General features: G+C 56.3%; 20 protein-coding genes, 6 tRNA genes and 1 pseudogene. 13 read left to right on the forward strand and 14 right to left on the reverse strand.

Annotated elements, in window-relative coordinates; genetic code table 11:
- Nucleotides 1-93: 93 nt before the first annotated feature.
- Nucleotides 94-855 carry a sulfate transporter CysZ gene (gene cysZ / locus DTA24_RS07370; RefSeq protein WP_012540943.1) on the reverse strand — a complete coding sequence of 254 codons (762 nt, stop codon included), beginning with the start codon at nucleotides 853-855 and terminating at the stop codon, nucleotides 94-96.
- A gap of 230 nt (nucleotides 856-1,085) precedes the next feature.
- On the opposite strand from cysZ, the gene zipA reads away from it, so the two are divergent.
- The 3 genes from zipA (at nucleotide 1,086) to DTA24_RS07385 (ending at nucleotide 4,455) form a co-directional block, all read left to right on the forward strand.
- The gene (gene zipA / locus DTA24_RS07375) at nucleotides 1,086-2,150 is read left to right on the forward strand and encodes a cell division protein ZipA (RefSeq protein ID WP_044649661.1); all 1,065 of its coding nucleotides are present in this window, start codon (nucleotides 1,086-1,088) and stop codon (nucleotides 2,148-2,150) included.
- A gap of 69 nt (nucleotides 2,151-2,219) precedes the next feature.
- A complete protein-coding gene (ligA, locus tag DTA24_RS07380) occupies nucleotides 2,220-4,235 on the forward strand; it encodes an NAD-dependent DNA ligase LigA (RefSeq protein WP_123836622.1) in 2,016 nt (671 codons plus the stop codon).
- Nucleotide 4,236: 1 nt separating this feature from the next.
- Entirely contained in the window at nucleotides 4,237-4,455 is a 219-nt protein-coding gene (locus tag DTA24_RS07385) for a DUF3820 family protein (protein WP_002913440.1), read from the forward strand.
- On the opposite strand, the gene DTA24_RS07390 is transcribed toward DTA24_RS07385, so the two are convergent.
- Nucleotides 4,452-5,450: a bile acid:sodium symporter family protein gene (locus DTA24_RS07390; RefSeq protein ID WP_008803879.1), complete on the reverse strand. Its 999-nt coding sequence runs from the start codon at nucleotides 5,448-5,450 to the stop codon at nucleotides 4,452-4,454. The two genes, DTA24_RS07385 and DTA24_RS07390, sit on opposite strands and share 4 nt — an antisense overlap.
- An 88-nt stretch (nucleotides 5,451-5,538) precedes the next feature.
- On the opposite strand from DTA24_RS07390, the gene DTA24_RS07395 reads away from it, so the two are divergent.
- Nucleotides 5,539-6,465, forward strand: coding sequence for a LysR family transcriptional regulator (locus tag DTA24_RS07395; RefSeq protein WP_008803880.1), 927 nt, complete (start codon nucleotides 5,539-5,541; stop codon nucleotides 6,463-6,465).
- An 83-nt stretch (nucleotides 6,466-6,548) separates the two neighbouring features.
- Here DTA24_RS07395 and DTA24_RS07400 read toward each other — a convergent pair.
- The 4 genes from DTA24_RS07400 to DTA24_RS07415 all read right to left on the reverse strand — a co-directional run bounded on the left by DTA24_RS07400 (nucleotide 6,549) and on the right by DTA24_RS07415 (nucleotide 6,947).
- Nucleotides 6,549-6,624, reverse strand: a tRNA-Lys gene (locus tag DTA24_RS07400).
- Nucleotides 6,625-6,628: 4 nt separating this feature from the next.
- A tRNA-Val gene (locus DTA24_RS07405) sits at nucleotides 6,629-6,704 on the reverse strand.
- Nucleotides 6,705-6,750: 46 nt separating this feature from the next.
- Nucleotides 6,751-6,826 (reverse strand) — tRNA-Val (locus tag DTA24_RS07410).
- Between the two features lie 45 nt (nucleotides 6,827-6,871).
- Nucleotides 6,872-6,947 (reverse strand) — tRNA-Val (locus DTA24_RS07415).
- Between the two features lie 259 nt (nucleotides 6,948-7,206).
- Here DTA24_RS07415 and gltX point away from each other — a divergent pair.
- Complete coding sequence (gene gltX / locus DTA24_RS07425; protein WP_123836623.1) at nucleotides 7,207-8,625, forward strand: glutamate--tRNA ligase; 1,419 nt, start codon at nucleotides 7,207-7,209, stop codon at nucleotides 8,623-8,625.
- A gap of 51 nt (nucleotides 8,626-8,676) precedes the next feature.
- Here gltX and DTA24_RS07430 read toward each other — a convergent pair whose 3' ends face one another.
- Nucleotides 8,677-9,069: a MerR family transcriptional regulator gene (locus tag DTA24_RS07430; RefSeq protein WP_023340590.1), complete on the reverse strand. Its 393-nt coding sequence runs from the start codon at nucleotides 9,067-9,069 to the stop codon at nucleotides 8,677-8,679.
- Between the two features lie 3 nt (nucleotides 9,070-9,072).
- Nucleotides 9,073-9,426, reverse strand: coding sequence for a YfeC-like transcriptional regulator (locus DTA24_RS07435; RefSeq protein ID WP_008803883.1), 354 nt, complete (start codon nucleotides 9,424-9,426; stop codon nucleotides 9,073-9,075).
- Nucleotides 9,427-9,645: 219 nt separating this feature from the next.
- Between DTA24_RS07435 and DTA24_RS07440 the strand changes: the two genes are divergently transcribed.
- From DTA24_RS07440 to DTA24_RS07450, 3 genes are all read left to right on the forward strand, one after another.
- Nucleotides 9,646-9,721: transfer RNA gene (locus tag DTA24_RS07440), tRNA-Ala, on the forward strand.
- A gap of 41 nt (nucleotides 9,722-9,762) precedes the next feature.
- A tRNA-Ala gene (locus DTA24_RS07445) sits at nucleotides 9,763-9,838 on the forward strand.
- 209 nt (nucleotides 9,839-10,047) lie between these two features.
- Nucleotides 10,048-12,219, forward strand: a complete 2,172-nt coding sequence (locus DTA24_RS07450) for an EAL domain-containing protein (protein WP_023340589.1) — start codon at nucleotides 10,048-10,050, stop codon at nucleotides 12,217-12,219.
- A 48-nt stretch (nucleotides 12,220-12,267) separates the two neighbouring features.
- On the opposite strand, the gene nupC is transcribed toward DTA24_RS07450, so the two are convergent.
- A complete protein-coding gene (nupC, locus tag DTA24_RS07455; protein WP_012540950.1) occupies nucleotides 12,268-13,470 on the reverse strand; it encodes a nucleoside permease NupC in 1,203 nt (400 codons plus the stop codon).
- A gap of 346 nt (nucleotides 13,471-13,816) precedes the next feature.
- On the opposite strand from nupC, the gene DTA24_RS07460 reads away from it, so the two are divergent.
- Entirely contained in the window at nucleotides 13,817-15,058 is a 1,242-nt protein-coding gene (locus tag DTA24_RS07460) for an Nramp family divalent metal transporter (protein ID WP_123836624.1), read from the forward strand.
- 57 nt (nucleotides 15,059-15,115) lie between these two features.
- Here the strand turns inward: DTA24_RS07460 and DTA24_RS07465 are convergent, their stop codons facing one another.
- Nucleotides 15,116-15,469, reverse strand: a complete 354-nt coding sequence (locus tag DTA24_RS07465; RefSeq protein ID WP_008803887.1) for a DUF2502 domain-containing protein — start codon at nucleotides 15,467-15,469, stop codon at nucleotides 15,116-15,118.
- A 130-nt stretch (nucleotides 15,470-15,599) separates the two neighbouring features.
- Entirely contained in the window at nucleotides 15,600-16,592 is a 993-nt protein-coding gene (gene mgrA / locus DTA24_RS07470; RefSeq protein WP_012967483.1) for an L-glyceraldehyde 3-phosphate reductase, read from the reverse strand.
- Nucleotides 16,593-16,772: 180 nt separating this feature from the next.
- Here mgrA and DTA24_RS07475 point away from each other — a divergent pair, with 180 nt between their 5' ends.
- Nucleotides 16,773-18,434: an alpha-keto acid decarboxylase family protein gene (locus tag DTA24_RS07475; protein ID WP_123836625.1), complete on the forward strand. Its 1,662-nt coding sequence runs from the start codon at nucleotides 16,773-16,775 to the stop codon at nucleotides 18,432-18,434.
- On the opposite strand, the gene DTA24_RS07480 is transcribed toward DTA24_RS07475, so the two are convergent.
- On the reverse strand, nucleotides 18,431-19,666 hold the full coding sequence (locus DTA24_RS07480) for an ion channel protein (protein WP_048331132.1): 1,236 nt from the start codon (nucleotides 19,664-19,666) through the stop codon (nucleotides 18,431-18,433). The two genes, DTA24_RS07475 and DTA24_RS07480, sit on opposite strands and share 4 nt — an antisense overlap.
- A gap of 263 nt (nucleotides 19,667-19,929) precedes the next feature.
- Here DTA24_RS07480 and glk point away from each other — a divergent pair, with 263 nt between their 5' ends.
- A complete protein-coding gene (glk, locus tag DTA24_RS07485; protein WP_012540954.1) occupies nucleotides 19,930-20,895 on the forward strand; it encodes a glucokinase in 966 nt (321 codons plus the stop codon).
- Between the two features lie 52 nt (nucleotides 20,896-20,947).
- Here the strand turns inward: glk and DTA24_RS07490 are convergent, their stop codons facing one another.
- On the reverse strand, nucleotides 20,948-21,685 hold the full coding sequence (locus DTA24_RS07490) for a LytR/AlgR family response regulator transcription factor (RefSeq protein ID WP_012967486.1): 738 nt from the start codon (nucleotides 21,683-21,685) through the stop codon (nucleotides 20,948-20,950).
- A gap of 11 nt (nucleotides 21,686-21,696) precedes the next feature.
- Nucleotides 21,697-23,394 (reverse strand): sensor histidine kinase, encoded by a 1,698-nt coding sequence (locus tag DTA24_RS07495; RefSeq protein ID WP_012540955.1) that lies wholly within the window; start codon nucleotides 23,392-23,394, stop codon nucleotides 21,697-21,699.
- On the opposite strand from DTA24_RS07495, the pseudogene DTA24_RS29030 reads away from it, so the two are divergent.
- Both DTA24_RS29030 and alaC read left to right on the forward strand, forming a co-directional pair.
- A pseudogene (locus DTA24_RS29030) lies at nucleotides 23,393-23,462 on the forward strand (hypothetical protein); the annotation flags it as partial. The gene DTA24_RS07495 and the pseudogene DTA24_RS29030 sit on opposite strands and share 2 nt — an antisense overlap.
- A gap of 313 nt (nucleotides 23,463-23,775) precedes the next feature.
- On the forward strand, nucleotides 23,776-24,990 hold the full coding sequence (gene alaC, locus DTA24_RS07505) for an alanine transaminase (protein WP_123836626.1): 1,215 nt from the start codon (nucleotides 23,776-23,778) through the stop codon (nucleotides 24,988-24,990).
- Nucleotides 24,991-24,993: the final 3 nt, after the last annotated feature.

Raw genomic sequence — 24,993 nt, forward strand, 5'->3', positions numbered from 1 at the left:
ATCTATATGCGGAAGGGAAATAATGATAAGCAAGAAGGAATAAGCGAGATATAAGGAGCGGCCTCAGCCGCTCCCGGGGTGAACATGTTGGGGCTATTTCCAGACCGCGTGTTTATCGCGATAACAATCGACCCACATTGCGGTGGCGCCGCAGATGGCCACTGGCAGGATCACCAGGTTTAACACCGGGATCATGGTAAACAGACTGGTGAGCGCCCCAAACTGCATATTCATCACTTTGCGGCTGCGCAGCGCTTCGCGCATGGTTTTGAAGGGAACCTTGTGATTATCAAAGGGGTAATCGCAGTATTGAATTGCCAGCATCCATGCGCTGAACAGGAACCAGAGTACCGGGGCCACCGTCTGGCCAACGCCGGGTATAAAGTAGAGCAGCAACAGCACGATGGCACGGGGCAGGTACCAGGCCAGCTTCTGCCACTCACGTTTCATGATGCGCGGAATATCCTTCATGATGCCAAAGACGCCGACATCCGGCGGGGTGGCGCCAGTCAGACGCGCTTCAAGTTGTTCCGCCAGCAGGCCGCTGAACGGCGCAGCTATCCAGTTGGCGATAGTCGAAAAGAAGTAACCAAACACCAGCAGAATCGAGAGCACCACCACCGGCCACAGCAGGTAATTCAGCCACTGCAACCAGTCCGGCACATGGCTCATCAGCGAGGGGATCCAGCTGTCGAGACGGGTAAACAGCCACCAGAAGGCTCCGCCCATCAGCAGCACGTTAACCAGCAAAGGCAAAAAGACATAACGCCGTATGCCAGGCAGCCCGATGAGTTTCCAGCCCTGCGAAAAATAATAAACGCCGCTACGCGGGGTCGGTGCGGATGATGAAACCATAGCCAGGCAATGCTCCTTTTTTAACATCCAGTGTGAATGCTCGCTTATTTTATCGGGTCGCCAGACAATAACCAGTTAGGAAATGTTCGAAAAAACAGCAAAAAGCACGATTTAGTTCATCTTTATGTGGTGAAAGCGACCGACGCACTTGCACTTGAGGTAATCGGCAAATACTCTTAGTGAGTAAATGTTTGCCGTGGTGGCAAGGTGTTAGAACAACAGAGAATATAATGATGCAGGATTTGCGTCTGATATTAATCATTGTTGGCGCGATCGCCATAATCGCTTTACTGGTACATGGTTTTTGGACCAGCCGTAAAGAACGTTCTTCGATGTTTCGCGATCGCCCACTGAAACGTATGAAGTCGCGCGACGATGAGTCGGAAAACGAAGACTTTGATGATAATGTTGAAGGCGTAGGTGAAGTCCGCGTTCATCCGGTCACTCACGCCCCGCACGGCGCGCATGGGGAGCATGAAGCCCCTCGTCAGGCGCCGCAGCACCAGTACCAGCCGCCTTACGAGCGCCAGATGCAGCAGCCTGTGCGTCCTGATGAACCGGTTCGCCAGCCGCAGCAATCGCCGCGCCAGGCCCCGGTTCAACCGCAGGGACAGCAGCCTGTGCCGCATGCGGCTCCGCAGCCTGGCTGGCAACAGCCGCAGCCCGCGCAGCCGTCCGTGCAACCCCAACATCAGCCGCAGCCCGTTGTGCAGCAGCCCGTCGCACCGCAGCCGGTGACGCCGACCGTTGCCCAGCCGCAGCCAGCCGCCCCGCAGCAGCCTGTGCCACAGCCTGTTGCCGCGCCGCAGCCCGCCGTGGTCGAGCCGCAGCCGGTAGAGCCGCAGCAGCCTGCCGCGCCGCAGCCGAAAGAGCGTAAAGAGACGGTCATTGTGATGAACGTCGCCGCCCATCACGGCGCACAGCTTAACGGCGAGGTGCTGATCAACAGCATCCAGCAGGCCGGCTTCAAGTTTGGTGAAATGAATATTTTCCACCGCCATCTGAGTCCGGATGGCAGCGGCCCGGTACTGTTCAGTCTGGCCAACATGGTGAAGCCGGGGACCTTCAATCCGGACAGCATGGCGGATATGATGACCCCTGGGGTGACTATTTTTATGCAGGTCCCTTCCTACGGTGATGAACTGCAGAACTTCAAGCTGATGCTGCAGTCTGCGCAGTATATCGCCGATGAAGTGGGCGGTGTGGTGCTTGACGATCAGCGTCGCATGATGACGCCGCAAAAACTGCGTGAATACCAGGATCGTATTCGCGAAGTGAAAGACGCGAACGCCTGACGTCCCGCGTTATCTCAACTCCTTCTCAACCCCCGCCTGTCGGGGGTTTTTTATCATTGATGGTGTGATATGGAACCGATCGAACAACAACTGACTGAACTGCGAACCACGCTTCGCCATCATGAATATCTGTACCACGTTATGGACGCACCGGAAGTGCCCGATGCGGAATATGACCGCCTGATGCGCGAGCTGCGCGAGCTGGAGAGTCAACATCCGGAGCTGATTACCCCGGACTCGCCGACTCAGCGGGTGGGGGCGGCGCCACTAACTGCCTTCAGCCAGATCCGCCATGAAGTGCCGATGCTGTCGCTGGATAACGTGTTTGATGAAGAGAGCTTTCTCGCCTTCAACAAGCGGGTACAGGATCGCCTGAAAAGCACTGACGATCTCACCTACTGCTGCGAGCTTAAGCTCGACGGCCTCGCGGTGAGTATTCTCTACGAAAACGGCGTACTGATGCAGGCCGCGACCCGCGGCGACGGTACCACCGGCGAGGATATTACCTCCAATGTGCGAACCATTCGCACTATCCCCCTCAAGCTGCATGGCGAGAATATCCCGGCACGTCTTGAGGCGCGTGGTGAGGTTTTCCTTCCGCAGGCCGGGTTTGAAAAAATCAATGAAGAAGCGCGCCGCACCGGCGGAAAAGTGTTTGCTAACCCGCGTAATGCGGCGGCGGGTTCGCTGCGCCAGCTCGATCCGCGCATCACGGCGAAGCGACCGCTTACTTTCTTCTGCTACGGCGTTGGCGTGCTGGAGGGCGGTGAGCTGCCGGCCAGCCACTCGGCCCGTTTGCAGCAGTTCAAAGCATGGGGACTGCCGGTGAGCGATCGCGTCACCCTGTGTCATACTCCCGAGGAAGTGCTCACTTACTATCGTAAAGTCGAGGAAGATCGTCCTCATCTGGGCTTTGACATTGATGGCGTGGTGATCAAAGTCGATTCGCTGGCGCTGCAGGAGCAGTTGGGTTTTGTGGCCCGCGCGCCGCGCTGGGCCGTGGCCTTTAAGTTCCCGGCACAGGAGCAGATGACTTTCGTCCGGGATGTGGAGTTCCAGGTAGGGCGCACCGGGGCGATCACGCCAGTGGCGCGCCTGGAGCCGGTCCATGTCGCCGGCGTGCTGGTGAGCAATGCCACCCTACATAACGCCGATGAAATCGAACGCTTAGGTCTGAAAATCGGCGACAAGGTAGTGATTCGTCGGGCAGGCGATGTGATCCCGCAGGTGGTCAATGTGGTGCTTTCCGAGCGTCCGGCGGATGCCCGGGATGTTGTCTTCCCGACCCACTGCCCGGTATGTCAGTCCGACGTTGAGCGAGTGGAGGGCGAGGCGGTAGCCCGCTGTACGGGCGGCCTTATCTGCGGCGCGCAGCGTAAAGAGTCGCTTAAGCACTTCGTCTCCCGTCGCGCGCTCGACGTTGACGGCATGGGTGACAAGATCATCGACCAACTGGTGGAGAAAGAGTATGTCCATACGCCGGCGGATCTGTTCCGCCTGAGCGCCGGGAAACTCACCGGGCTGGATCGGATGGGGCCGAAGTCCGCGCAAAATGTGGTCAATGCTTTGGAAAAAGCCAAAGAGACGACCTTCGCACGCTTCCTCTACGCTCTGGGTATTCGCGAGGTAGGCGAAGCGACAGCGGCGGCCCTGGCGGCGCATTTCGGCACTCTTGAAGCCCTGGAGCAGGCTTCCATTGAGGAGCTGCAAAAGGTCCCTGATGTTGGCATCGTGGTTGCCACCCATACCTTCAACTTCTTTGCCGAAGAGAGTAACCGCGATGTCATCGCGCAGCTGCTGGCCGAAGGCGTTCACTGGCCGGCGCCAGTCGTGGTGAAGGCGGAAGAGATTGATAGCCCTTTTGCGGGTAAAACCGTGGTCCTGACCGGCAGCCTGAGTCAGCTATCGCGGGATGACGCCAAAGCGCGTCTCGTCGCGCTGGGGGCGAAGGTGGCAGGCAGTGTGTCGAAGAAAACTGACCTGGTGATTGCCGGCGAAGCGGCGGGTTCTAAGCTGGCGAAAGCGCAGGAGCTGGGCATTGAGGTGATTGACGAAGCCGAAATGATGCGTCTGCTGGGAGAATAACGTGGATAAAGCGCAGCTGGTCGAAATAGCCAATACTGAGATGCCGTTCGGTAAATACAAGGGACGTCGTTTAATCGATGTCCCGGAAGAGTATTTACTGTGGTTTGCGCGTAAGGATCAGTTTCCTGCCGGCCATCTCGGCGAGCTGATGGCGTTGACCCTGCTGATTAAAACCGAGGGGCTGAGCGATCTGGTTCAGCCCCTGAAGAAAGCGCGTTAAGCTTTGGCGGCGTTGGCCTTTTCCTCAGCGAGACGCGCATCGGTTTGCTGCTTGTAGCGCCGCGCCAGCACCGCGCAGACCATCAGCTGGATTTGGTGGAAGATCATCAGCGGCAGCACCATGATACCGAGGATGGAGGTTGGGAAGAGAATATTGGCCATCGGGATGCCGTTGGCCAGACTCTTTTTCGAACCGCAAAAGACGATGGTAATCTCATCGGCTTTGTTAAAGCCGCAGCGGCGGGCGACGAACACGTTAACGGCGATGACAATGGCCAGCAGCACCAGGCTGACCACCACGATAAACAGCAGCGATCCCAGACCGACTTTATGCCAGATGCCATTCACCACTGCCTCGCTAAAGGCGGAGTAAACCACCAGCAGAATCGAGGTCTGGTCGGTCTTACCAATCCACTTCTTATGCTTCGCCACCCAGTTGCCGATCCACGGCCGTGATAAGTGACCGAGTACGAAAGGCAGCAGCAGCTGCAGCATGATTTTACCGACCTGCTCGAGGCTGCCGCCTGCGCCATGAAGGTTCATCAGGACGCCCACCAGCAGCGGTGAAACAAAGATCCCCAGCAGGCTGGAGGCCGAGGCTGAGCACACCGCCGCCGCGACGTTGCCTCCGGCCAGCGAAGTAAAGGCGATAGCGGATTGCACGGTGGCCGGCAGAATGCACAGATAGATAAAGCCGCTGTAGAGCATCGGATCGACATTCACCGGCGCCCACCAGGCAAACAGAACCCCGAGTACCGGGAAGAGTATAAAGGTGCTGCACATCACCCACAGATGCAAACGCCAGTGGCTGCCGCCGGCGATAATCGCTTCCCGGGAGAGTTTAGCGCCGTGCATAAAAAACAGCAGGGCAATGGCGGCGGTGGTCAGATGTTCAAAGAAGGGAACGAAAGCGCCACGGGCGGGGAAGAATGAGGCCAGCAGGACAACGGTGACCAGGGTTGCCGTAAACGGATCGAGAATGCGGAAAAGTTTCATAAACGCTCCTGAAAAGAGATGCGCTATTGTGCTTTTTTTCATTTGAGAAATAAAATTGATTTATTGCATCTATTCATGAATAAAAAAGATGAATTACTCTCTGCGTCAGTTAAAAGTATTCGTCACCGTCGCCCGGGCCAGAAGCTTCAGCCGGGCAGGGGAGATGATTGGCTTAAGTCAGTCGGCCGTCAGCCATAGCGTCAAAGAGCTGGAGCATCAGACCGGCGTTCGGTTACTCGACCGTACCACTCGCGAAGTCGTGCTCACCGAAGCGGGTCAGCAGCTGGCGGGGCGGCTGGAGCGTTTGCTCGATGAGTTGACGATTACCCTGCGCGACGCCGGGCGCGTCGGCCAGCAGATGAGCGGTACCGTCAAGGTCGCCGCCAGTCAGACGATTTCCGCCCACCTGATTCCGCAGTGTATTGCTCACAGCAACCGTCGTTATCCTGATATCGATTTTGTGTTGCACGATCGGCCCCAGCAGTGGGTGCTGGAGAGTATTCGCCATGGGGAAGTGGATTTCGGCATTGTGATCGACCCCGGCCCGGCGGCAGATCTGCAGTGTGAAGTGGTCCTGGCGGAACCTTTTTTGCTGCTTTGCCGGGAGGATCATCCTTTTGCCGGCCTGACGGAGGTGCCGTGGCAAGCGCTGCAGGATGAGAGACTGATCCTGCAGGACTATGCCTCCGGCAGCCGTCCGCTGATTGATGCGGCCCTTAGCCGGCTGGCTATCCGGGCGAACATTGTGCAGGAGATTGGTCACCCGGCAACGCTGTTTCCGATGGTAGAATCGGGAATTGGCATCAGCGTTCTGCCGGCGCTGGCGCTGCCGTTACCGCAGGGGAGCCATCTGACGGTGAAGCGGCTGACCCCGGTGATGGAGCGGCAGTTGATGCTGGCATGCCGGAAAAATCGCTCGCTGTCGACCGCCGCTCAGGCGTTATGGGAAATTGTGCGTGAAGAAGGGGCAAATTTAACCGCTGCGAGGGTGGAAGATCCGCTGTATCAGCGCTGACAGGGGGAGTGCTGCGGGGGAACTCGCGGCAAGACCGCAAACTGCGCATAGCAAAAAGGCGCCTTTAGGGCGCCTTTTTACATTGGTGGGTCGTGCAGGATTCGAACCTGCGACCAATTGATTAAAAGTCAACTGCTCTACCAACTGAGCTAACGACCCGAAGTGGTGGGTGATGACGGGATCGAACCGCCGACCCCCTCCTTGTAAGGGAGGTGCTCTCCCAGCTGAGCTAATCACCCACTTCGGTACTTCACATTTTGACAGAAAATCCAGCTGGCGAGAAAGTGGTGGGTGATGACGGGATCGAACCGCCGACCCCCTCCTTGTAAGGGAGGTGCTCTCCCAGCTGAGCTAATCACCCACTTCTCAATTTTCTGTTCTACACGGCGGAGACTACGTTAAGTAGTGGTGGGTGATGACGGGATCGAACCGCCGACCCCCTCCTTGTAAGGGAGGTGCTCTCCCAGCTGAGCTAATCACCCCCGCTGTGTGGAGTCGCATTATAGGGAGAGTTGAAAATGAGTCAACGCCTTTTCTAAAGAATTCGTTCGTTCGTCGTAAAATTAAACAAAGCGATCGTAAAACCGGCGGCGTAGCATGATTTATAAACAAAAATGGCAAACCGTGACGTTCCGACGGGATCAACATTGAGGAATCAGCCCACGGTGTTAGAATATTGACCCATAATTTCCACCGGACATTGCCGGCTATCGGCATCTTTATTAAACGTAAGGCCAATTCATGAAAATCAAAACTCGCTTCGCGCCAAGCCCAACAGGCTATCTGCACGTTGGCGGTGCGCGTACTGCTCTCTATTCCTGGCTTTTTGCTCGTAACCACGGCGGTGAGTTTGTGCTGCGTATTGAAGACACCGATCTCGAACGCTCCACCCCGGAAGCAATTGAAGCCATCATGGATGGCATGAACTGGCTGAATCTGCAATGGGATGAGGGCCCTTATTACCAGACCAAACGTTTCGACCGTTATAACAACGTGATCGATGAGATGCTGGAAGCTGGCACCGCTTATAAATGTTATTGCTCGAAAGAGCGTCTGGAAGCGCTGCGCGAAGAGCAAATGGCGAACGGTGAGAAGCCGCGTTACGATGGCCGCTGCCGCCATAGCCACGAGCATCATGCCGACGATGAGCCGTGCGTGGTGCGTTTTGCCAACCCGCAGGAAGGGTCGGTGATCTTTGACGATCAGATCCGCGGACCTATCGAGTTCAGCAACCAGGAGCTGGACGATCTGATCATTCGTCGTACCGATGGTTCCCCGACCTATAACTTCTGCGTGGTGGTAGATGACTGGGATATGGCGATCACCCATGTGATCCGTGGTGAAGATCATATCAACAACACACCGCGCCAGATCAACATCCTCAAAGCGCTGAATGCGCCGGTGCCGGTTTACGCCCACGTGTCGATGATCAACGGCGATGACGGTAAAAAACTGTCCAAACGCCACGGTGCGGTGAGCGTGATGCAGTATCGTGACGACGGCTACCTGCCGGAAGCGCTGCTTAACTATCTGGTACGTCTGGGGTGGTCCCATGGCGATCAGGAGATCTTCACCCGCGAAGAGATGATCGAGTTCTTTTCGCTGGGGGCGGTCAGCAAATCCGCGAGTGCGTTCAACACCGACAAACTGCTGTGGCTGAACCATCACTACATCAATACGCTGCCGGCGGAATACGTGGCGACGCATCTGCAGTGGCACATCGAGCAGGAAAATATCGATACCCGTAATGGCCCACAGCTGGCCGAGCTGGTGAAACTGCTGGGCGAGCGTTGCAAAACGCTGAAAGAGATTGCTCAGAGCTGCCGCTACTTCTATGAAGAGTTCGATGAGTTCGACGCCGATGCGGCGAAGAAACATCTGCGTCCGGTGGCGCGTCAGCCGCTGGAAGTGGTTCGCGACAAGCTGGCGGCGATCGGCGACTGGACAGCGGAGAACGTCCACCATGCAATTCAGGCAACCGCTGATGAGCTGGAAGTCGGCATGGGTAAAGTCGGCATGCCGCTGCGCGTGGCGGTTACCGGGGCAGGGCAGTCTCCTGCGCTTGACGTCACCGTCCACGCTATCGGTAAATCCCGTAGCGTTGAGCGTATCAACAAAGCGCTGGCTTTTATCGCTGAACGTGAAGGTCAGGCGTCCTGATTGGGACGTGGATGAAACAACGGCAGGTTACTCCTGCCGTTTTTTTGTCTGTTACGCCGGGCTGGCGATGCCGAGGCGGGCAAGAAAGCCGCTAATCCCTTCCCGGGCCAGCAGATCGCGAAGCTGCAGCTGTTCGGCCGGAGTCATCAGTTGCAGGGTTTCCGTGATTTGCCGCCAGACCACGTCAGCCTCATTGACCAGATAAGCGCCGGGCGATTCCGCCAAATGATTGTCGGTAAACAGATGGCGCCTGGCAGGCGCATTGGTCAGAAATTCGAGCACCGGTTTGTCGATGACCACCAGTCGCGCGCGTCCTCCTTTGACGCCGGGTATCGCTTCCGTGCGCCATTTTTGCTCGCGAACCCAGCGATTGATCGTTTGTCTGGCCAGTCCCAGGCAGTCGGCGAGCTCTGCGGGTGTCATTTTATCTTTCAGTTTCATCATGCTTTACCGATCGCGGATCCCTAACCGAAGTAGTAACCCGGTGATCCCTTCGCGCAGCAACAGCGACATCAGCTGCTTCTGCTCGCTGGGAGTGAGCTCTTTGCTAAGGGTCAGCAGCAGCGATTCCAGATCGCTGTCGTGGGTAGAATAGGCGCCTGGTGTCTCTGCCACGCGCTGAGCGCTGCGGATAAACTCCCTGACTTGCTCATTGACATGGACCAGCCGCGCTTTGCCACCCTGGACGCCAGGCCGCGGAGAGGTTTGCCAGCCTTCTTTCCGCACCCACTTATTGATAGTTTGCCGGCTGTAGCCGGTCAGGTGGGCGATTTCTTCAGGTGTCATTCGTTCCTTGAGCATACTATTTCCTGAGTAAATGTATGGGAATTAGCTGCACATGTTATAGCATCCTTTTACGTGAAAAAGTGACCTGTTTAACTTCTGGCTGCGATAAGGCTCGCAATGTCAGCAAGTTGCCTGCTTTTTCAGCGATTGAATTGCGAAGGATAATTTTGCCGTTGACACCTGAGCGAGGAATTCATATTATGCCGCCCGTCAACACGACACGCTTTACGTTACGGGGCTATAGCTCAGCTGGGAGAGCGCTTGCATGGCATGCAAGAGGTCAGCGGTTCGATCCCGCTTAGCTCCACCAAATTCTGCACCCAGCAGATTTGGTTCGTAAAGAGGTCCTGTGGGGCTATAGCTCAGCTGGGAGAGCGCTTGCATGGCATGCAAGAGGTCAGCGGTTCGATCCCGCTTAGCTCCACCAAAATTCAGAACCCTCGCCTCGGCGGGGGTTTTTGTTTTTAGCTGTTTTCATGTAAAGCACTTTCTGGTTAAGTCAGTTAATCTCCAGCTATTAAAATCGAAAGTAATTTCAGACTTTTTCCTGATAATTCACCTTGCCTGCCCTAAATAAGCAACATAACATTTCCCCCATTAAACGTAATGAGGTTGCCGGAGTTTTAATTAACAATAATGCTTGATAAAATTAACATTAATATCAAAAAAACTCTGTTGGCCTTTCTCGTCAGTTTAGTCGCTATTCCGCTGGCTCGTTTTATTTCACCGCAAACGGTTATTGATGGCAATCTTATTTATATTGCCTGGCTACCAATCAGCGTGATGTTTTCTGTTATTTTTATCTTTGGCCGCTATGCGATCGCACCATTAATTCTCGCGTTTGCCATTACCAATAGCTTTCTCATTGAATTAACGCTGTCACAGGCGCTTATTCTGCTCTTTTGTCAGCTGTTTGCTGTGTTTGTCTCCTGCGCTGTTTTACGCCTGATGGTGGGCAAGCGCTGGCGATGTGGCCCCACGGCGAAACATATGGGGGCGCGGATCTTCTGGGGCGGCTTCTTCGCGCCGGTGCTGTTGAAAATCACCATGTACCTTGCCGGGCAATATTTTGCGTTTCCATTATCTATTACCAGTTACTTTGGTAGTATGCCGTTGATTTATACCGTAATAGATATCCAAAGTTTAATCAGCGCGGCATTAATTTTTACGACGTTTCTTTATTATCCAATGCGGATGATTATCAGTCCGCACTATGCCCGACGTTTCTGGCGTCAGGAATGTTTACCATGGCTGGCACCCAAACATCGTTCTTTTACCCTATATTGGTTTATCTCGCTGGCGCTTTTATTAACTTTACTGTGTGCGCCGTATCAGTCTGAATTTATTGCCGGTTATTTAGTTCCGGTGATATTTATTGTCTACTTTATCGGGATTAGCCGGATTGGTCATGCGCTGCTGCGTATTTCATGGTCTGTCTCAGCCTTTTTGCTGGTGGTGTATAATAAAAACTTTCTCCAGGGCGTCCAAAGCGAGTATTCATTATCCTTTGTGCTGTCGGTCCTGATCTCCTTCACTATCTGTTTGTTTTATATGGCAGACACCTATGCCCGTAGCGATCGCAATAAACGCCGCTGGCGTAGCCAGGCGGAAGAGGATCCGCTGACGGGCTTACCTAATCTGCGCGCGCTGGTGAGCCATTTACAGAGTAGTCCTCTGCAGGCTATCTGCAGCTTGCGTATCGATAATCTCGATTTTCTTAGCCGACATTATGGGCTAATGATGGGGGTGGACTGTAAACGGCAAATCATCCGGGCGCTTCAGCCGCTGTTGGGGGCAACGGATAAAGTCTTCCAGGTTCCCGGCAGCGAATTGATCCTCGTGCTTGACGGGCCGGACCCTGCGGCGCGGCTAAACCATATGGTCGCCATCCTCAACCACAAAAAGTTCAGCTGGCATAATCAGCCGCTGGATCTTGAGTTTGGCGCGGCATGGAGCCGTGATGACGGTCAGGGTGAGACGCTGCACCAGATGCTGGGCCAGCTCAGCTGGCTTTCCGAACAGGCGGGCAGTGAACGCCGGGTACTGGCGTTGGATGAGGAGCAGGAGCTGGTGGTGGATCAAACCACCGAGCAGGTACGCCTCCTGATGCGCGTCAAGCAGGTTCTCAAAGAGCGGGCGCTGGTGCTCTATGCGCAACCGATTCAAAACGCGGAGGGGGAGGGCTATCATGAGATCCTCACGCGCATGCGCTGTGGCGATAGCGTCATTATGCCGGATCAGTTTATTCCGCTGATTGTGCAGTTTAACCTCAGCCAGCGTTTTGACATGCTGGTGCTGGAGACCCTGTTCAGTTCGCTCCATCAGCATCCCGGCCAGCGGTTCTCGGTCAACCTGCTGCCTTCAACCCTGATGCAAAAGGATAGCGCGGCGCAGATTATCGCGCTCTTTCAACGCTATCGCATTTCGCCAGATCTTATCACCATTGAGGTGACCGAAGAGCAGGCTTTCTCCAATGCCGACACCAGCCAGCAAAATCTCGACGCGCTGCGCGCGTTTGGCTGCGCTATCGCCATTGATGACTTTGGCACCGGTTATGCGAACTATGAACGACTGAAGCATCTGCAGGCCGATATCATTAAGATTGACGGCTGCTTCGTCCGCGATATTCTGACGGACCCGCTGGACGCCATTATGGTGAAATCGATTGTCGAAATGGCGCGGGCGAAACAGATGAGCGTGGTGGCGGAATATGTCGAAAGCGAACCGCAAAAAGCGCGCCTGCTGGAACTGGGCGTGAATTATCTGCAGGGTTACCTGGTCGGTAAGCCTCAGCCGTTGGGCGAATGACGGGTAAAAAAAAGCCGGGCGTTGCCCGGCTCAGATGACAGGCGCCTGTTACAGAACCAGTGCCGCAATCGAAGCGGACAGCACGCTAACCAGCGTGGAGCCGTAGACCAGCTTCAGACCGAAGCGAGAAACCACGTTACCCTGTTCTTCGTTCAAGCCTTTGATCGCCCCGGCGATGATGCCGATAGATGAGAAGTTGGCGAAGGAGACCAGGAAGATAGAGATAATGCCTTCCGCACGCGGAGAGAGCGTCGAGGCGATTTTCTGCAGATCCATCATGGCGACGAATTCGTTGGAGACCAGCTTGGTGGCCATAATACTGCCCACCTGCAGCGCTTCGCTTGCCGGCACACCCATCACCCAGGCAACCGGGTAGAAGATATAGCCGAGGATCCCCTGGAAGGAGATGCTGTAGCCGAACCAGCCGGTCACGGTGGCGAACAGGGCGTTCAGGGCCGAGATCAGTGCGATGAAGCCGATCAGCATCGCCGCCACGATAATCGCGACTTTAAAGCCCGCCAGAATGTACTCGCCCAGCATTTCGAAGAAGCTCTGGCCTTCGTGCAGATTCGACATCTGCAGATTTTCTTCGCTCTCTTCCACGCGGTACGGGTTAATCAATGATAGAACGATAAAGGTGCTGAACATGTTGAGCACCAGCGCCGCGACGACATACTTCGGCTGCAGCATGGTCATGTACGCGCCTACGATCGACATCGACACGGTGGACATCGCCGTCGCCGCCATGGTGTACATGCGGTTGCGCGACATTTTGCCGAGAATATCTTTATAGGCGATAAAGTTTTCCGACTGACCGAGGATCAGCGAGCTCACGGCGTTGAAGGATTCCAGCTTGCCCATGCCGTTGATTTTCGACAGAACGGTACCGATGGCGCGGATGACAATCGGCAGGATACGAATATGCTGCAAAATACCGATCAACGCGGAAATGAAGACGATAGGGCACAGAACCTTAAGGAAGAAGAAGGCCAGACCTTTATCGTTCATGCTGCCGAACACGAAGTTTGTCCCTTCGTTGGCAAACCCGAGAAGCTTTTCAAACATCTCAGAGAAGCCTTTCACAAAACCCAGACCAATATCGGAGTTCAGGAAGAACCAGGCCAGCAGGACTTCGATGACAAGCAGTTGAACAACATAACGAATACGGATCTTTTTACGGTCGTGACTGACCAACAGGGCCAGTATAGCCACCACAACGATCGCGAGGACAAAATGCAAGACGCGGTCCATAGTTGCTCCAAATATGAGGCAGGTTAAATTTCCGTGCACATTCTATGCAACGGCTTTAAAGAAAACGAGATCAATTGCACACTATTGCAAGGAACTGTGACCAATGGCAAAAATAGTGATCAAACATCCACTTTTGTTATGTTACGTAAAGGTTTTAAAAGTTGCATTCTTGTACTACTCTTAGTACTGGGCACGCTCTCGTGTTCTAACGCCCGTTTTTCATTTCCGGCCAGCTATTGTTCCCGCCTATCACAGCAATCATTATCTCCATTTTAAATGAACTTGATAATCATTCGCATTTTGATAGCATGAAACATAGCAAAGGCTATATTTCCAGAGGCAGAAGATGACTAGCAGTCGCGTTGAGAATAGCAGTAGTCGCGCCGCGCGCAAGGTGAAGCTCGCCCTCATGGGGCCCGCTTTCGTCGCTGCCATTGGCTATATCGACCCCGGTAATTTCGCCACTAACATTCAGGCTGGCGCCAGCTTTGGCTATCAGCTGCTGTGGGTCGTGGTATGGGCCAACCTGATGGCGATGCTGATCCAGGTGCTCTCTGCCAAACTGGGCATTGCCACCGGCAAAAATCTGGCCGAGCAGATCCGTGACCATTACCCGCGACCGGTGGTGTGGTTCTATTGGGTGCAGGCGGAAATCATTGCGATGGCCACCGACCTGGCTGAATTTATCGGCGCTGCGATTGGCTTTAAGCTGGTACTGGGCGTGTCGCTTCTGCAGGGGGCGGTGCTGACCGGGGTGGCGACCTTCCTGATCCTGATGCTGCAGCGGCGCGGGCAAAAGCCGCTGGAGAAGGTGATCGGCGGGCTGCTGTTGTTTGTCGCTGTGGCCTATGTCGTGGAGTTGATCTTTTCTCAGCCCGCGCCGGCCCCCCTGACAAAAGGGCTGGTGATCCCTACGCTGCCCAACGGCGAGGCGGTATTCTTAGCCGCCGGGGTACTGGGGGCGACCATTATGCCGCACGTTATCTACTTACATTCCTCGCTTACCCAGCATCTGCACGGCGGTACGCGGAAAGAACGCTATAACGCGACCCGCTGGGATGTGGCGATCGCCATGACCATTGCCGGGTTTGTCAACCTGGCGATGATGGCGACCGCCGCGGCGGCATTCCATTTCAACGGCCATACCGGCGTCGCCGATCTCGATCAGGCTTACAGAACGCTGGAGCCACTGCTGAGCCACGCGGCGGCGACCATCTTTGGTCTGAGCCTGGTCGCTGCAGGTTTATCATCGACGGTAGTGGGTACCCTGGCAGGGCAGGTCGTCATGCAGGGGTTTATCCGCTTTCATATTCCGCTGTGGTTTCGCCGGGCGGTCACCATGCTGCCGTCGTTTGTGGTGATCCTGCTGGGGCTGGATCCTACGCGTATCCTGGTGATGAGTCAGGTGCTGCTGAGCTTTGGTATTGCGCTTGCTCTGGTGCCGCTGCTGATATTTACCAGCAATGCGCAACTGATGGGCGACCTGGTGAATACCCGCTGGGTGAGAGTCACTGGCTGGGTGATTGTCGCCATTGTGGTGAGTCTGAACGGCTGGTTAATTGTGGGATCGCTGCTCGGCGTGGCGTAGTTCGTGACCCGCGCTGGTTAAAACACAGGGGAGCCAATGGGCTCCCCTTTTCGTCTGTTAGTGATGACCATGGCCATGGCCACGTCCGCCCGGGCCTCGTCCCCAGCCGCCGCGGTGGTCGTCGCGGTCGCTCCAGCCAGCACGATAGCCGCGCTCCCAGGCTTTATTTTTACCCTTGTCCCAGCCGCGGTGCCAGCCGTTGTCATGTCGATGCCAACGGTTATCACGCCATTCATAGTGACGACGCCAGTAATCACGGTCGCGCCAGCCGCCACCGTCCCAGTAGTTACCGTAATTGTCACGATCGCCTATTTGTAATTTTACCGATGGCAGCAGGGTGATTTCACCAGCGTTAGCGACTAGTGGCGCTGCGGCCAGCAGTACTGCTGCCAGAATCAGTGACCTGAACATACTCTTCTCCTTCACGATCGGGGCCGTAAGCGGCCTGTTAACCTGATATTACGGGCCGGTAAAGACCCGCCGCATCGGACGAACTCCGAAAGCGCAGAAAAGAGCACTTTTTGCTAAAGTAACATTTGCTTTACAGCGCAAGGATGGCGTCGATGGCCGCGCACTCTTCGGTGCTGAAATGGCGATTCTGCAGCATGCCGACGGCATCATCCAGCTGCGCGGTTTTGCTGGCGCCGATCAGCACGGAGGTCACTTTCTCCTCGCGCAGAACCCAGGCCAGCGCCATCTGCGACAGCTTCTGCCCGCGCTCTTCCGCTATCGTATTTAGCTGACGAATTTTTTCTAATCGCGCGGCGGTCAGTTGCTCCGGCTGCAGAAAACGACTGCTGCTGGCGGCGCGAGAGTCGGCCGGGATACCGTTCAGATAGCGATCGGTAAGCTGTCCGCCCGCCAGCGGTGAAAACGCTATACTTCCCACCCCTTCCGTCTGCAGAAAATCCAGCAGCCCCTCTTCCGCACTGCGTTCGAACATCGAATAGCGGGGCTGGTGAATGACGCAGGGCGTACCGAGGTCGTTAAGGATCTTCACCGCCTCCTGCGCCTGGGCCAGCGGATAGTTGGAGATCCCGACGTACAGCGCTTTACCCTGACGGACAAGATGATCGAGCGCACGCATTGTTTCCGTCAGTGGGGTCTGCGGGTCCGGGCGGTGATGATAAAAAATATCGACATACTCCAGCCCCATGCGCTGCAGGCTCTGGTTAAGACTGGCCACCAGATATTTGCGTGAACCCCAGTCGCCGTACGGGCCGTCCCACATGGTGTAGCCCGCTTTGGTGGAGATGATCAACTCATCGCGATAGGGCTGGAGCGCCTCTTTCAGAATGCGGCCAAAATTGCTCTCTGCTGAACCCGGCGGCGGCCCATAGTTGTTGGCGAGGTCGAAATGAGTTATGCCAAGGTCAAACGCGTGCAGGAGCATCTGCCGGCTGATCTCCACGCGCGTTTCGTCGCCAAAGTTGTGCCACAGGCCGAGAGAAATCGCCGGGAGCTGAAGGCCGCTGCGCCCGCAGCGACGATACTCCATCGTTTGATATCGCGTGGTGCTTGCCTGGTAAACCATTCTTCCTCCGCAGATAAAATAGGGTGTGTATACGTTTACACTAATCAATGTTCTGCATGGAGTACACTGCTTTTTGGGCGTAACTATTGCTTTACACCGGCTTTATCGTCCCCCTTCTGGACAGGCGGATCGCTTATTCAATACTCAAATTACACCTGCACCAAAATGAGGATAATGGACATGCAACCGACCTACACTATTGGGGATTATCTGCTGGATCGCCTCGTTGACTGCGGTATTGACCGCTTGTTCGGCGTACCAGGAGATTACAACTTACAGTTTCTCGATCGCGTCATCGCGCACAGCGCCCTGGGGTGGGTCGGCTGCGCCAACGAGCTGAATGCGGCCTATGCCGCTGACGGATATGCGCGCATCAAAGGGGCCGGTGCGCTGCTGACCACCTACGGCGTCGGCGAACTGAGCGCGCTGAACGGCATTGCGGGTAGCTATGCGGAACATATTCCGGTATTGCATATCGTCGGCGCGCCCTCTACCGGCGCTCAGCAGCGTGGCGAACTGCTGCACCATACCCTCGGCGATGGCGATTTTCGCCATTTCGCCCGCATGAGCGAGCAGATCACCTGCAGCCAGGCGCTGCTGACCGCCGGCAACGCCTGCCATGAGATCGACCGTGTCCTGCGCGATATGCTGACGCATCATCGGCCCGGCTATCTGATGCTGCCGGCCGATGTCGCCAGAGCAGCAGCGATTGCCCCGGCCCAGGGCTTGCTGGTGGAGCCTGCTCCGGCGGATGAAAACCAGCTCGCCGGGTTCCGCGAACATGCCAGCCGCCTGCTGCGGGGCAGCCGACGCATTTCTCTGCTGGCGGATTTCCTGGCGCAACGCTATGGCCTGCAGAACACGCTCCGGGAGTGGGTGGCGAAAACCCCCATCGCTCACGCCACCATGCTAATGGGCAAGGGGTTGTTCGATGAGCAGCTGAACGGGTTTGTCGGGACCTATAGCGGGATCGCCAGCGCCCCGCAGACCCGGGAGGCGATTGAAAACGCCGACACCATCATCTGCATTGGTACGCGCTTCACCGACACTATCACCGCGGGATTCACCCAGCATCTGGCGCGGGAGAAGACCATTGAGATCCAGCCCTTCGCCGTCAGGGTGGGCGACCACTGGTTCAGCGGCGTGCCGATGGATCAAGCTCTGGCTGCATTAATGACGCTTTCCGCCCCGCTGGCGGCGGAGTGGGCGGCGCCTCAGGTCGTGGCGCCGGAAGTGGAAGAGGAGGGCGAAGGCGAGTTAACCCAGAAGAATTTCTGGTCGACAGTGCAGGATGCGCTGCGCCCCGGCGATATTATCCTCGCCGATCAGGGGACGGCGGCGTTTGGCATCGCGGCGCTTAAGCTTCCCTCTGAGGCATCGCTGATCGTTCAGCCGCTGTGGGGGTCGATTGGTTTTACCCTCCCGGCCGCCTATGGCGCGCAAACCGCGGCGGCAGAGCGGCGGGTGGTGCTGATCGTCGGCGATGGCGCCGCCCAACTGACGATTCAGGAGATGGGCTCTATGCTTCGCGATAAGCAAAAACCGCTTATTCTGTTGCTGAATAACGAAGGGTATACCGTGGAGCGGGCGATTCATGGCCCTGAGCAGCGCTACAATGACATCGCCCTGTGGGACTGGCAGCGGCTGCCGGAAGCTTTCGCCCCGGACGTTGTTTCTCGCTGCTGGCGGGTCACGCACACGGCTGAGCTACGGGAAGCGATGGCGGAAAGCATCACCTCCGATACCCTTACCCTGGTCGAAGTGATGCTACCGAAAATGGATATCCCCGATTTCCTGCGTGCGGTGACGGAGGCGCTGGAGGAACGAAACAGCCGCGTTTAGTCGCCAGTTCGTTTAGCAATCATCAACGGCCTCCCGGCCAGCAGCAGCCAGGCCGGGAGCATCACAATGCACAGCAGCGGCAGCAGCGTCGTATCCGGGACCACTACGGCGGCCATAAACAGGCTCAGCCAGCCGTCGCGGGTGACGACCAGCACCATGCCGAGAATGGCGCAGGAGACGGTGATCGCCGCTGGCACGGCATCCACGTGGGCATGCAGCATCAGCCCCAGCGCCACCCCAACGAAGACCGCCGGGAAAATTCTCCCGCCGCGAAAGCCGCTGGCGGAGGCGAGCACCAGCGCAGCCAGCTTGACCAGCGCGATGAGCAGAAAATCCGCGGCGGTTAGCGTCTGACTGAAAGCCAGCTGCTGCATCTCATCCAGCCCCTTAAACAGCGTTAAGGGGCCGCCAATGGTCCCGAGGATCCCCAGCAGCAACCCGCCGATGCCCAGCGTCAGGATGGGATTTCTCAGACGATGCATCAGGGCGTGCAGGCGCGGCAGACACCAGACGGCCACCATGCCGACGGCGATAGCAATCAGGGCGACGATCATGCCGCTGATGATATCGACGAAGTGCATCTGGCCATAATGGGGGATCGGCAGCGTGAAATGGGGATGGAAAAACAGCCCGGTCGTCAGCGCGCCTGCGGCGGCGGCAAGCAGCGGCGCAAAAAGGCGATCCCATAGCGGCGACTCGTTGCTGCTGTTGAGGGTTTGCGAAAAAATCAGCGCGGCGGCCACCGGGGTGCCGAAGAGGGCGCCGATGGTGCCTGAGGCCGCGAGGATGGTCCAGTCCAGCGAGCTGACGCGCGGAAACAGCCGTGAACCGACGGCGACGGCCAGCGCAATATTCACCACCATAATCGGATGCTCCGGGCCGAGACTGACGCCGCCGGCAAGGCCGAGGATCAGCGCGGCCAGGAGTCCGGGCAGCGCGCCGGTAGCAATGGGGGCGCCAATGAGCGATTCGGTGGCCGGATCCGGCCCGGCGTGTCCTGGGCTGTAGCGGACTATCAGGCCCACGGCGATCCCTGTCGCCGTGAGCATGGCGATAATCCATAGCGGGCTGTCAGCGCTGATCCCCAACTGGGTGGGCAGATTGCTCCACAGCACGCGCTGTAGCAGCGCGGCAACCTTCATCGCGCCGATCAGGAGCAGACTGCAGGCGATACCTATCAGGATGGCCGGCACCGACAGGATCAGCATTGTTCTGGCGCGAGGATGGAGCATGAAAATGTCCTTGTTAAAGTTCTGAAGCACTACTTTGCCTTCGTCGGCTGGGGCCGTCGATGCAAATGGTGCTGAAACGATAAAGTTAAGGCGGCGTCTGATTCCCGCGGCGTCGTTTACAGACTACCTTGCATAGATTACAAACTAAATGTGACCTATGTCGCTAAACAAGGGGCGTCTGCGCGTTGGACGTTGTTGTTAAGCCGCCATGAATTTACAGTGTGCCAAAAGAATTATTTTGACTTTAGCGGAGCCGTAACGGAATGACAAAATTTGCTTTAGTAGGAGATGTCGGGGGGACCAACGCCCGCCTGGCGCTATGTGATCTGGCGAGCGGAGAGATCTCTCGTGCTAAGACCTATTCCGGGCTCGATTATCCCAGTCTGGAGGCGGTGGTGCGCGTCTATCTGGAGGAGCACCAGGTGACCGTCAACGAAGGCTGTATCGCCATTGCCTGCCCGATCACCGGCGACTGGGTAGCGATGACCAACCATACCTGGGCCTTCTCCATCGCTGAAATGAAGCGCAACCTTGGCTTTGCCCATCTGGAGATAATTAACGATTTTACCGCCGTTTCCATGGCCATCCCGATGCTGAAAGCCGAGCACCTCATTCAGTTTGGCGGCAGCGCTCCGGTAGCGGGCAAACCGATCGCCGTTTATGGCGCCGGAACCGGGCTTGGCGTGGCGCATCTGGTGCACGTTGACAAGCGCTGGGTCAGCCTGCCGGGCGAAGGCGGTCATGTCGATTTTGCGCCGAACAGCGAAGAAGAGGGGATTATTCTGGAAGAGCTGCGCGCCGAGCTGGGGCATGTTTCCGCAGAACGCGTGCTCTCGGGTCCCGGACTGGTCAATTTGTACCGCGCGATTGTGAAGTCTGATGGCCGCCTGCCGGAAAACCTGCAGCCGCGCGAGGTCACCGAGCGAGCGCTGGCGGACAGTTGTACCGACTGTCGCCGGGCGCTGTCGCTGTTTTGCGTCATTATGGGCCGCTTCGGCGGAAACCTGGCGCTGACTCTCGGGACCTTTGGCGGCGTGTATATCGCCGGGGGCATCGTGCCGCGCTTCCTGGAGTTCTTTAAAGCCTCCGGCTTCCGCGGCGGTTTTGAAGACAAAGGCCGTTTCAAAGCTTATGTTCAGGATATTCCGGTTTACCTGATCGTGCATGAAAACCCGGGCCTGCTGGGCTCTGGCGCGCATCTGCGTCAGACGCTGGGCCAGGTGTTATAAGCGCATCCCTCCCGGGCTACCGTCGTAGCCCGGATGGCGGGACTTCCCGCCTCTACAGATTCATCAGCTGGCGAAACTCTTTCACTTTACTGCGGCTCACCGGCACCTGAAATTCAAGGTCGCGCAGGCGCAGCACATAGGTATTGTTAAACCACGGCTCAATTTCGCGGATCTTGCTGAGATTCACGCAGTACGAGCGGTGGCAGCGAAAGAAATGTGCGGTGGGCAGTTTGCTGCAGAATTCGGTGATGTTCATTGGCATGACGAATGACTCCCGGCGGGTATAGACGAACGTCATCTTTTCATGCGCCTCGGCATAATAAATATCATGAATGCTGGTGACGATTATTCGTTCATCTTTTATCAGATTGATGGTGTCGTTTTCTCGTGGCGCCGCGCTGGTCGCTCCCGCAGCGACGTTATTTTGCTGCTGCCAGGCGGCGGTTAGCTTTTGTAGCATATTGATGATGCGTGACTCCTGGTAGGGCTTCAGGATGTAGTCAAACGCCTCCAGCTCAAAGGCTTCCACGGCGTGCTCTTTCCACGCGGTGATAAAAACGATAAAAGGCTTATGGGCAAACTGGCTGATGTTTTGCGCCAGCAAAACCCCGTCCAGCGACGGAATATTGATATCGAGAAAAATGGCATCGACCTTGTTGTGCTGGAGAAACTTCAGCACGTCCAGGCCATCGTCAAAGCTGCCGACGATCTCCATCTGGCTGTGGGTGTTGATAAGCCAGGAGAGCTCCTGCTGAGCCAGAAACTCATCTTCCACAATAATAACTTTCATCTTTTCTCCGCTCATGACAACAGAGACTCCGTCAGCGCCTGCGGCGTGTGTTGATTGGGGACATAAAAGGCGATTTCTGTTCCTGGCGTCAGGGTGCGGATATGCAACCCCTCGCCGTAGAGGAGCTTCACCCGGTGATGAACGTTAAGCAGGCCGATTTTATTTCCCGGCATTTCGTCGGCTTCCACGCGAGCGACCACGGCGGGATCGATGCCGTTGCCGGTGTCGCGAACGCTGATGCGAACCCGATTGCCGCACTCGTTAATGCCGATCGTCACCACCCCCTTGCCTTTACAGGGCTGGATACCATGGACGATGGCATTCTCCACCAGCGGCTGGATAAGCAGGCTCGGGATCACGCAGCTGACGTCGTCGTCAATATCATAGATGACCGTCAGCTTGTCGCCGAATCGCGCCTGTTCAATGGCGATATAATCTTTGATCTGATACAGCTCTCGTTTGATATCAATCTGCTCATCGTCTTTTAATTCGATGTTATAGCGCAGGTAGCGTGACAGATTAAAAATGAGCTGGCGCGCGGTGTCCGGATTAAGGCGAATCGAGGAGGAGATCGCGTTCAGGGCATTGAATAAAAAATGCGGGTTAATTTTGCTTTGCAGGGCGCGCAGCTCCGCTTTGTTGGCCATCTCGCGCAGCTGTTCGGCGCGGGAGACTTCCAGCTGGGTGGAGATTATTTGCGACAGGCCAATCGCCATCTCCTGCAGCGTCGAAGTGATGCGATGGGCGTGGCAGTAATAAATTTTTAGCGTGCCGGTCACCACCCCTTTTTCCCACAGCGGGATCACCATCAAGGAGTGGATCTCCGGCGTGCGGTGGGCTTCATCATTGTTTTTTATAATGATTTTCCCATAACGAATCGCCTGCCGGGTGGTAGGGCTGATGACATCGTCGTGGTGTTGATAGTTGGCCTCCCCCACGCCCACGTAGGCCAGCACATGCTCGGTATTGGTGATCGCCACCGCGTCAGCGGTAATGTCGCGGCGGATAATCTCGCATACCTGGCGCAGAGAATCGCTGTTAACGTGACGAAACAGCGGCAGGGTTTTGTTAGCGATATCGAGCGCCAGTTTTGCCTGCCGCGCCGCGCTGGCCTCCTTTTCCCCTTCCACGCTCTGCACCAGCAGCACGATAAAACCGATGCAGACGCTGCCGAGGATCATCGGGATACCAATTTTAGAGACGATATCCAGGCCGAGGCTCAGGGAAGGCGCCCAGACCACCACCAGAATCATGGTCAGGGTCTCACACACCATGCCGGCCAGAATGCCGATTTTCCACCGTTGATCGCGGGCCACTTTACGGTTAATCAATCCTGACAGCAGGCCTGCGACAATGCTGGTGATAAAGCAGGGCACGGCGGTGACGCCATCGATATCAATCAGGTAGCGGTGTACGCCGGCAATCACCCCGACAATTGCCCCTACCCACGGACCAAACAGGATCCCGCCGGACATGACGGCGATAATGCGTACGTTTACCAGCGAGCCTTCCACCGGGACGCCGGACCAGGTGCTGAACAGGGCGAACAGCGAGAAAATGGCGGTCACGGCCAGCAGCTCTTTCGGCGTATGGGCCGACTTATGCAACAGTTCGCGGAACAGGCGCAGGCGAATGAGGAAAAACAGGCAAATAAGCATCAGGGCCGCACGATCATAGACCGCCAGCATCATCGTAAAAATTTCGTGCATGGGTGCGCCGCGTCAGTGGCCAGAAAAGAACATGATAAAAAACCTGACGGCAGAAGACCAGCCGCAGAAATATATGAGGAAAAGGCATGCTTTTAAAAGGGGATTAATGGGTGAGCACCTCGATAGCCGCACTCTTGCCTTTTAACGAAAAATATCTGTGATAAGAAAGATATCAATATGTTATCACACTTATGCAACTCTGAATTATTCCGGCGACGCACAGCCGCATTTACTGCGATCGATACCCGTTTTTTTCGCCAGAGAATATTTTTCATCATGCCTCTCGACAACATGTTTTTTTTCAGGTTATTTTCTAAACGAGCCGCAACAGCGGCAGCGTCGCTCGGACGGTCCGGGCGCTAACGTTAATCAGAGGAACCTATGGCTGAACCCAGTCCTGAACGCCGTTTTACGCGTATCGATCGTCTCCCCCCGTACGTTTTTAATATTACTGCTGAACTGAAAATGGCTGCGCGCCGGCGCGGCGAGGATATTATTGATTTCAGTATGGGCAATCCCGATGGCGCGACGCCGCCGCATATCGTGGAAAAACTTTGCACTGTTGCCCAACGGCCTGATACCCATGGTTACTCTACCTCGCGGGGGATCCCGCGCCTGCGTCGCGCCATTTCACGCTGGTATGAAGAACGCTATAACGTTGACATCGATCCGGAATCGGAAGCGATTGTCACCATTGGTTCGAAAGAGGGGCTGGCGCACCTGATGCTGGCGACCCTGGATCATGGCGACACGGTGCTGGTGCCAAACCCCAGCTATCCGATTCATATCTATGGCGCGGTGATTGCCGGGGCGCAGGTGCGCTCGGTGCCGCTGGTGGAAGGTGTGGATTTCTTTAACGAGCTGGAACGCGCCATCCGCGAGAGTTACCCGAAGCCGAAGATGATGATCCTTGGTTTTCCCTCGAATCCAACGGCGCAGTGTGTGGAGCTGGACTTCTTTGAAAAGGTCGTCGCCCTGGCGAAGCAGTATGACATCCTGGTCGTCCACGATCTGGCCTATGCCGATATCGTGTATGACGGCTGGAAAGCGCCCTCCATTATGCAGGTGCCCGGCGCGCGTGATGTCGCCGTCGAGTTCTTTACCCTGTCGAAAAGCTATAACATGGCCGGCTGGCGCATTGGCTTTATGGTCGGCAATAAGACCCTGGTGAATGCCCTCGTTCGCATCAAAAGCTATCACGACTATGGCACGTTTACGCCGCTGCAGGTGGCGGCGATCGCTGCCCTTGAGGGCGATCAGCAGTGCGTGCGTGAAATTGCCGAACAATATAAGCGCCGTCGCGATGTGCTGGTGAAAGGGCTCCACGAAGCCGGCTGGATGGTGGAATGTCCGAAAGCGTCCATGTACGTCTGGGCAAAAATACCGGAACCTTACGCTGCCATGGGCTCGCTGGAGTTTGCGAAAAAGTTGCTTAATGAAGCGAAGGTCTGCGTCTCGCCGGGGATAGGCTTTGGCGACTATGGCGATACTCACGTCCGCTTCGCGCTGATCGAAAACCGGGACCGTACGCGCCAGGCGATCCGTGGCATCAAGGCGATGTTCCGCGCCGATGGCTTGCTGCCCGCCGCGAGCTAGCGC

It is taken from the genome of Klebsiella sp. P1CD1 (assembly GCF_003790505.1).
Lineage (GTDB): Bacteria > Pseudomonadota > Gammaproteobacteria > Enterobacterales > Enterobacteriaceae > Klebsiella > Klebsiella variicola.